General features: G+C 71.2%; 8 protein-coding genes. All 8 read right to left on the reverse strand.

Annotated elements, in window-relative coordinates; all coding sequences use genetic code 11:
* Complete coding sequence (locus GON06_RS14240; RefSeq protein ID WP_232528473.1) at positions 1-663, reverse strand: NUDIX domain-containing protein; 663 nt, start codon at positions 661-663, stop codon at positions 1-3.
* A complete protein-coding gene (locus GON06_RS14245) occupies positions 650-2,341 on the reverse strand; it encodes a CTP synthase (RefSeq protein ID WP_157313006.1) in 1,692 nt (563 codons plus the stop codon). The genes GON06_RS14240 and GON06_RS14245 overlap by 14 nt, the downstream gene beginning before the upstream one ends.
* A gap of 17 nt (positions 2,342-2,358) precedes the next feature.
* Positions 2,359-4,047: a DNA repair protein RecN gene (recN, locus tag GON06_RS14250; protein WP_157312888.1), complete on the reverse strand. Its 1,689-nt coding sequence runs from the start codon at positions 4,045-4,047 to the stop codon at positions 2,359-2,361.
* Positions 4,044-4,952, reverse strand: coding sequence for an NAD kinase (locus GON06_RS14255; protein ID WP_157312889.1), 909 nt, complete (start codon positions 4,950-4,952; stop codon positions 4,044-4,046). The genes recN and GON06_RS14255 overlap by 4 nt, the downstream gene beginning before the upstream one ends.
* A complete protein-coding gene (locus tag GON06_RS14260; protein ID WP_332837578.1) occupies positions 4,949-5,743 on the reverse strand; it encodes a TlyA family RNA methyltransferase in 795 nt (264 codons plus the stop codon). Before GON06_RS14260 ends, GON06_RS14255 begins: the two co-directional genes overlap by 4 nt.
* Positions 5,740-5,931, reverse strand: a complete 192-nt coding sequence (locus tag GON06_RS14265; protein ID WP_157312890.1) for a hypothetical protein — start codon at positions 5,929-5,931, stop codon at positions 5,740-5,742. Before GON06_RS14265 ends, GON06_RS14260 begins: the two co-directional genes overlap by 4 nt.
* A gap of 59 nt (positions 5,932-5,990) precedes the next feature.
* On the reverse strand, positions 5,991-7,031 hold the full coding sequence (locus GON06_RS14270; RefSeq protein WP_157312891.1) for an HAD-IIA family hydrolase: 1,041 nt from the start codon (positions 7,029-7,031) through the stop codon (positions 5,991-5,993).
* Positions 7,031-8,176 (reverse strand): hypothetical protein (locus GON06_RS14275; RefSeq protein WP_232528474.1); only part of this gene is annotated, 1,146 nt, incomplete at its 5' end. The genes GON06_RS14275 and GON06_RS14270, both read right to left, overlap by 1 nt.

Below are 8,176 nucleotides of genomic sequence, written 5' to 3' on the forward strand. Positions count from 1 at the left end.
CTACTGCCCGGCGGGTTCCTGCCGGCGCAGCATCCGCTCGGCCGCGAGCACACCGATCTGCAGGATGCCGTTGTGCATCCGCCCGGAGAGCACCGCGTTCGCGGCATCCGACAGCGGGACCCAGGCGACGCGGATGTCGGCTTCCTCGTCCTCGCGGGCATGCGCGGCGGCCGCGCGCTCGACGCCGGTGGCGAGGAACACGTGGATCATCTCGTCGTTCCCACCAGGCGTCGTCCACGACGACACGAGGTGCTGCCAGTGCTCCGCCGTGAGGTCGGCCTCCTCGGCGAGCTCCCGCTGCGCGGCGGCGAGGGGCTCCTCGCCCGCGACGTCCAGGAGACCTGCGGGCAGCTCCCAGTCGCGGTGCCGGATCGGATGCCGGTACTGCTGGATCAGCAGCACACGCCCCTGGTCGTCGAGTGCGACGACGGCCACGGCGCCGGTGTGCGCGACGTACTGCCGCACGATCTCACCGTCGCCGTAGCGCACGCGGTCGGAGCGCACGTCCCAGACGTACCCCTCGTACACGAGGTCGCTCTGCAGCACCTCGGGTTCGAAGGGCTCGTCGGTGAGCCCTTCGTCTCGCTCCGCGGGTCCTGAGCGAGCGAAGCGAGACGAAGGGCGCTCAGGAACCGGACGGGAGGACGGGTCAGGCGTCGTCATCGCCGAACAGCTCGCTCGAGCGGTGGCGCTCGATGGCCGCGCCGATCAGACCGCGGAACAGCGGATGCGGCGAGGTCGGGCGCGAGCGCAGCTCGGGGTGCGCCTGGGTGGCGATGTAGAACGGGTGCACGTCGCGCGGCAGCTCGACGTACTCGACGAGGTCGAGCTCGGGGTTCAGCCCCGAGAAGACCAGGCCGGCGTCGGCGAGGCGGTCGCGGTAGGAGTTGTTGACCTCGTAGCGGTGGCGGTGCCGCTCGGAGGCCTCGTCCGAGCCGTACAGCTCCGCGGCCAGCGTCCCGTCGCCGAGAGCAGCCTTGTAGAGTCCGAGGCGCATGGTGCCGCCGAGGTCTCCGCCGTCGAGGATCTCGACCTGCTCGGCCATCGTCGCGATGATCGGCTCGGAGGTCTCGGGGTCGAACTCGGTCGATGACGCGCCGGGGATGCCGGCGACGTGGCGGCCGAACTCGATCACCATGCACTGCAGGCCGAGGCACAGGCCGAGCGTGGGGATGCCCTGCTCGCGGGCGAACTTCAGCGCGCCCACCTTGCCTTCGATGCCGCGGATGCCGAAGCCGCCGGGGATGCAGATGCCGTCCAGGTCGCCGAGGGCCTTCGCGGCGCCCTCGGGCGTCTCGCAGGAGTCCGAGGGGATCCAGCGGATGTTGACGTGCGCCTCGTGGGCGAAGCCGCCGGCGCGCAGCGCCTCGGTCACCGAGAGGTAGGCGTCGGGCAGGTCGATGTATTTGCCGACCAGGCCGATCGTGACCTCGTGCTTGGGGTTGTGCACCGCCTGGAGCACCTTCTGCCAGCGCGACCAGTCCACGTCGGCGGCCTGCAGCCCGAGGCGACGGACGATGTACGAGTCCAGCCCCTGGTCGTTCAGCGTGGAGGGGATGTCGTAGATGCTGGGCAGGTCGACCGTGTTGATGACGCCGTCGATATCGACGTCGCACATCAGCGCGATCTTGTTGCGGTTGCTCTCGCTGACCGGGCGGTCGCTGCGCAGCACCAGCGCGTCGGGCTGCACGCCGAGCTGGCGCAGGGCGGCGACGGAGTGCTGGGTGGGCTTGGTCTTCTGCTCGCCGGAGGCGCCCATGAACGGCACCAGCGAGACGTGCACGAAGAACACGTTGTCGCGACCGAGCTCGTGGCGCAGCTGACGTGCGGCCTCGAGGAACGGCTGCGACTCGATGTCGCCGACCGTGCCGCCGACCTCGGTGATGATCACGTCGGGCTGCGGCTCCTCGGTGGCCTGCAGACGCATGCGGCGCTTGATCTCGTCGGTGATGTGCGGGATGACCTGCACGGTGTCGCCGAGGTACTCGCCACGGCGCTCGCGGGCGATCACCTGGGAGTAGATCTGGCCGGTGGTCACGTTCGCGGCCTGCGACAGGTTGATGTCGAGGAAGCGCTCGTAGTGGCCGATGTCGAGGTCGGTCTCGGCACCGTCGTCGGTCACGAAGACCTCGCCGTGCTGGAACGGGTTCATCGTGCCCGGGTCGACGTTGAGATAGGGGTCGAGCTTCTGCATCACGACGCGCAGACCGCGGGCCGTGAGGAGATTGCCCAGGCTGGCTGCGGTGAGGCCCTTGCCCAAAGAAGAAACGACACCGCCCGTCACGAAGATGTGCTTCGTCGTGAAAGTGGTGTCGTCGGACCGCGCGGCTGAGTTCTGCATCACGGGCTTTTATCCTATCAGTTCGGTGCGGTGCTCAGACCGAGAAGTTCCCGAGCGTGAGTGAGGGCGGCGTCGGAGTCGGGCAGGCCCGACAGCAGCCGGGCCATCTCGGCCTCGCGCTCCCCGCCGTCCAAGCGGCGGACGCTGGAGGCCGTGACAGCACCGCCGGACGCCTTCACGACCGTCAGGTGATTCGTCGCGAACGCGGCGACCTGCGCCAGGTGCGTGACCGCGATGACCTGCGCCCGTTCGGCGAGCCGCGCGAGACGGCGGCCGACCTCGATCGCAGCGGCGCCGCCGATGCCGGCATCCACCTCGTCGAAGACGAACGTCGGCACCGGGTCGACCCCGGCGATCACGACCTCGATCGCGAGCATCACGCGGGACAGCTCACCACCTGAGGCGCCCTTCGAGACCGGACGCGGCTCGGCACCCGGATGAGGGGCGAGCAGGATGCCCACATCGTCACGGCCATGCGTGCTCTCGGCACCCGGCGCCACCTCGACGACCAGGCGGGCGTCGGGCATGGCGAGGGCGTGCAGCTCCTCGCTGACTGCGGTGGACAGCCGCTCCGCCGCGGCGGTGCGCAGACCGGTCAGTGCGTCGGCCGCAGCATCCACGTCTGCGCGTGCCTGAGCGGCCTCGGCCTGGAGTCGTTCGATCCGGTCGCCGTCGTCATCGAGTTCGGCGAGCCGCGCGGAGCCGCTCCCCCACAGCGCCAGCGCCTCGTCGAGCGATCCGTGCTGGCGGATGAGAGCGCTGAGCGCGGCACGGCGCTCCTCGACGGCGGCGAGCTCGTGCGGACCGGTCTCGTCGAGATCCGCGAGGTACTCGGACAGCTGCAGCGCGAGATCCGCGGCCCGATAGCCGAGATCCTCGAGCGCCGTGCCGATCTCGGCGAGCTGCGGGTCCGACACGCGCTCGAGTGCGCGCCTGGCCTCGGAGATCAGCGCCGAGACATCCGCTTCGCCCTCCTCGCTGGAGATCGCGCCGCGGGCGACGGATGCCGCGACGCGGAGCTCCTCGGCGTTCGCGAGGCGCTCGGCGCGCTCGTTCAGCTCGCGGTCCTCACCGGGCTGCGGGTCCAGAGCCTCGATCTGGGCGAGATCCTCGCGCAGCCGGGCAGCCTCTTCGGCGCGGCGGTCGCGGTTCTCGGTGAGATCGGTGATCTCGGCATCCAGCGCCCGCCAGCGGGCGAAGACCGCGCCGTAGGTGCTCAGCGCGTCGGCGATCGCGTCGCCGCCGAAGCGGTCCAGCGCGTCGCGCTGCGCGGCGGCGGAACGCAGCCGCAGCTGGTCGGACTGGCCGTGCACGACGACGAGCTCCTCGGCCAGCGAGGACAGCACGCCCGCAGGAGCGGCCCGGCCGCCGACGCTGGCACGGCTGCGACCCTCCGCGCTCAGGCTGCGCGACACGTAGAGCTCTGCGGAATCTCCCGCCGGCTCGAGCTCTCCCCCGGCATCCGCGACGATGTCGGCGACGGGGCCGTCCTGCGGCACGATCCACACGCCGGCGACGGAGGCCTGCGATGCTCCGGCGCGCACGGCGCCGGAGTCGGCCCTGGCGCCGAGCAGCAGACCCAGCCCGGTGACGACCATGGTCTTTCCGGCGCCGGTCTCGCCGGTGATCGCGGTGAATCCCGGGCCGAGCGGCAGCACGGCGTCGTCGATGACGCCGAGGCCGCGGATGCGCATCTCCTCGATCATCGGCTGCCTCCCCGCCATCCGGCGACCGGCAGCTGGAACTTGCGCACCAGCCGATCGGTGAACGGGATCGGATGCAGGCGGGCGAGGCGCACCGGCCTGGAGGACCGGCGGACGACGACGCGCGCACCGGGCGGAAGCTCGTGGGAGCGCCGGCCGTCGCACCACAGGATCCCGGTCCCCGAGGTGGACTCGAGCATCTCGATCGCGACGGACGCCTGGGGGCTGACCACCAGGGCACGCGCGAACAGGGCGTGCGCGGAGAGCGGTACGACGGCGATCGCCTCGACGCCGGGCCAGATCACCGGGCCTCCGGCGGAGAAGTTGTAGGCCGTCGATCCGGTCGGAGTGGCGACCACCATGCCGTCGCATCCGTAACTCGTCAGCGGGCGGCCGTCGATCTCGACGACGACCTCGATCATCCGCTCGCGGCTGGCCTTCTCGACGGTCGCCTCGTTCAGCGCCCACGTGTCGTAGACGACCTCGCCTGCGGCATCCTTCACGCGGACCGAGAGGGCGAGGCGCTCCTCGACCTGGTAATCGCGGTCGATCACTCGGCGCACGGCGTCATCCATGTCGTCGCGCTCGATCTCGGCGAGGAAGCCGACGTGACCCATGTTGATGCCGAGCACCGGGGCACCGGCGTCGCGCACCAGCTCGGCGGCGCGCAGGATGGTGCCGTCTCCGCCGAGCACGATCGCGAGTTCGAGATCGCTCACGTCGACGTCGGCGCCGACGGTGGCCACCTCGGCGAACCTCGGGTCGACGGCGGTGAGCTCGCCGTGGTCCTCCGCCGCGAGGACGGGCCTGGCACCCGCGTCGCGCAGCGCCTCGATCACGCGCATCGCGGCGGCGACCGTGTCCTCCCGGTGCGCGTGAGCGACGACCAGGATGTTCCGCTCGTTCATCGTCCTCCTGCCAGTTCCGCGATGCGCTTCGTCCATTGTGTCGGATCCTCGCCGCCTGCGCCGAGGTGCACGAGGTACTCCGCATTGCCGTGCGTGCCGAGGATCGGCGAGGGCAGGATGCCGCGGATGCCGAGTCCGGCGTCCCAGGCGTCCCACGCCGTCCGCTCCACCGCGTCGACGCGTGTCGTGGGGTCGGTGACCAGCCCGCCACGGACCGCGGTGCGACCGACCTCGAACTGCGGCTTGATGAGCAGCACGATGTCGGCTCCAGGCGCAGCGACCGCGGCGACGGAGGGAAGCACGTGCTCGAGCGAGATGAAGGACAGGTCACCGGTGATGAGGTCGGGGGCATCGGGTTCACCCGTCGCCTCGACGAGGTTCTCCCGCGTCATGTACCGCACGTTGTAGCCCTCGACCGATGTGACGCCGGGGTCGGCGGCGATGGACGGGGCGAGCTGCCCGTGGCCGACGTCGACTGCCAGCACGCGACGTGCGCCCCGCTCTCGGAGCACCTGCGTGAACCCGCCGGTCGATGCACCCATGTCGAGCGCGAGCCGGCCCTGCACCGCGATGCCGAAGCCGTCGAGCGCGGCGATGAGCTTGTGCGCGCCTCGGCTGACGTAGTCGTCCGCGCCGTCGACGGTGATCTCCGCCTCATCCGGGACGGGGGTCGACGCCTTCACGACGGGGCGCCCGTCGATCCGCACTCTGCCCTCGCTGATGAGCGTTGCGGCGTGCGAGCGCGAACGCGCCAGTCCTCGTGCGGCCAGCGCCGCGTCGAGGCGGGTCACCGTTCCCCGGCGGGGTTCGGCCGCTGCTCGGTCTTCGGTGCGCTGTCGAGCCGTTTCATGAGCTCGCTGTGCAGGCCGGAGTAGGCCTCTGCACGGTCGGCGAGCGGCTGGCCCTCGATCAGACGCAGCCTGCTCCAGAGCGCGTCGGCCGGCTCGTCTGACCGGAGGTGCTCGGCGGGATCCTGCATAGCCCCACCCTAACGCGGGGCGCGGACGGCGAACTGGCGGCGCTCGGAAGTGTGGACAGTCAGGGACGGTGGAACGGGTCCGCGTAAAGGCGTTCCGGCACCTCGAACACGTAGATCGCCGCGCCGCTGCCCCAGATCGCGGCTGCACCGGCGCGCAGCAGGTCGATCTGGCGCTCGCCCTCGGCGAGGATCTCGACGTTCGCACCCACCACACGCACGGCAGCGCCGTTCACGTGGAAGACGCCGTCCTTCTGCACGGTCTGCGGGTACGGCTCGTGCAGCTCGCGCAGGTCGCTGAGGATGAAGGTCGGCCGCGACCCCTCGGGCGCCGCGAGCACGTGCTTGGGGCGGTCGATGCCGGTGAGGACCAGTGCCGAGTCGATGCCGGCACGGTTGGCCCCGAGGATGTCGGTGTCGAGCCGGTCGCCAAGGAACAGCGCGTTGCTCGCGCCGAACCGCGCGAGCGCCTCTTCGAAGATCGGAGTCTCGGGCTTGCCGGCGACAGTCGACAGCCGGCCGATCGCCGTGTGCACCGCGGAGACGAGCGTGCCGTTGCCCGGTGCGACGCCGCGCTCGCGCGGGATCGTCCAGTCGGTGTTCGTCGAGATCCACGGGATGCCGCCCTCGTCCTCTGGGACCTTCAGCGCGAAGGCCGCCTCGGCGAGATCGGTCCACGCCACCTCGGGGGCGAACCCCTGCACGACCGCGCTCGGTGCGTCCTCGGCGCTGCGGGTGACCGCGTAGCCGGCCTTCTCCGCCTCGACGACGAGCCCCTCTCCCCCGACGATGAGGATCGTCGCGGGCGGCGGCACCATCGTCGTGAGCAGACGCATCGCGGCCTGGGGGCTCGTGACGACGTCGTCCGGACGCACATCGAGACCGAGGTCGCGCAGGTGCGCAGCGACATCCGTGTCCGTGCGGGACGCGTTGTTCGTGATGTACCCGAGTCGGATGCCGGCCGCTGCGCGGTTCAGGCTGTCGATCGCGTGCGGGAGCGGGCCAGGGCCGGCGTACACGACACCGTCGAGGTCGGCGAGCACGGCGTCACGGCCGTCGAGAGGAGTTGCGGGAGCGGGCGCGGACTTGCGGAAGAAGCCCATCAGGCCTTGCCCTCGTCGGCGGGGTCGGCCTCGTCGATGCCTGCTTCCACGAGGATCTCCGCGGCCTCGGCGGCGACGTCGTCGGCCTTGGGCTCGGGGGCGTCCGCGAGGTCGTCCGCTGAGTCGTCGGCGGCGTCGGGCTCGCCCGCGGCGTCGTCGATCTCGCTTTCGGCATCGTCGACCTCATCGGCCGCGTCATCGACGTCGGCCTCATCGATCTCATCGGCGACGTCATCGACGTCGGCCACGGCGTCGTCGAGCTCGCCGGCGGCATCCTCGTCGTACTCGTCGTCGAAGTCCTCGATCAGGCCGTCCTCGACGATGACCTCGTCGTGCTCCGCGGATGCGGCGACGAGGGCGTCAGCGGCGGTCTCGGCGCGCTCGGCCCAGAACTCGGCCTCGTCGATGCGCCCGAGGTCTTCGAGCACCGCGGCGCGAGCAGCGAACAGCGCGGGGCTCCACTCGAAGGCGCGATCAGGGTCGAGCTCGGGGATCTCCAGCTCGCCGAGAGCGAGCTCGAGCTCGCCACGGTCCATGCGAGCGCCGGACATCGCGATCGCGAGGGCCACGCGCACCTCGGTCGGCAGAGCGGAGCGATCCACTCCGCGCCCCTCCTCGAGCGCGCGATCGGGACGGCCGACACCGCGCTCGCTGTCGACGATCAGAGCGATCTGGTCCTCACGGCCGGAGATGCGGCGGTAGGTGCGCAGTTCACGCAGCGCCAGGGCGAAGTCACCGATGGCATAGGCCGTGATCGCGACGGACTCGCGCACGACCGGGATGCGGCCGGCGCGGCGCGACGCGGCGAGGGCGTACTCGTGCGCGAGCTCTGGGTCCTCGTCGATCAGACGCGCCGACATGGCGAGGAGGCGTGCCACCCGCTCGGCGTTCTCCATGCTGAGGGTCTTCAGCTCGTTGCGCGCCGCAGGGTGCAGGTCGCGAGGCGTGACGTCGTCGGGCAGCGGCGGCTCCGGGACGCGCTCACGCACCGGTGCGTACGGGTTGTACTCCCGCTCGGCACCACCACGCTGCGGAGTGTGCGAGCGACGGTCGCCGCCCCGGTCGTCGCGGCGACGGTCATCACGCTGCGGGCGGTCGTTGCGATAAGGACGGTCACCTCCGCGGGAGTCGTCCCGCTTGTAGGG

The organism is Microbacterium sp. MAH-37 (genome assembly GCF_009758255.1).
Lineage (GTDB): Bacteria > Actinomycetota > Actinomycetes > Actinomycetales > Microbacteriaceae > Microbacterium.

Coding starts and splice junctions, on each gene's coding strand:
- GON06_RS14240 (WP_232528473.1), bottom strand. CDS start 663: ATGACGACGCCTGACCCGTCCTCCCGTCCGGTTCCTGAGCGCCCTTCG.
- GON06_RS14245 (WP_157313006.1), bottom strand. CDS start 2,341: ATGCAGAACTCAGCCGCGCGGTCCGACGACACCACTTTCACGACGAAG.
- recN (WP_157312888.1), bottom strand. CDS start 4,047: ATGATCGAGGAGATGCGCATCCGCGGCCTCGGCGTCATCGACGACGCC.
- GON06_RS14255 (WP_157312889.1), bottom strand. CDS start 4,952: ATGAACGAGCGGAACATCCTGGTCGTCGCTCACGCGCACCGGGAGGAC.
- GON06_RS14265 (WP_157312890.1), bottom strand. CDS start 5,931: ATGCAGGATCCCGCCGAGCACCTCCGGTCAGACGAGCCGGCCGACGCG.
- GON06_RS14270 (WP_157312891.1), bottom strand. CDS start 7,031: ATGGGCTTCTTCCGCAAGTCCGCGCCCGCTCCCGCAACTCCTCTCGAC.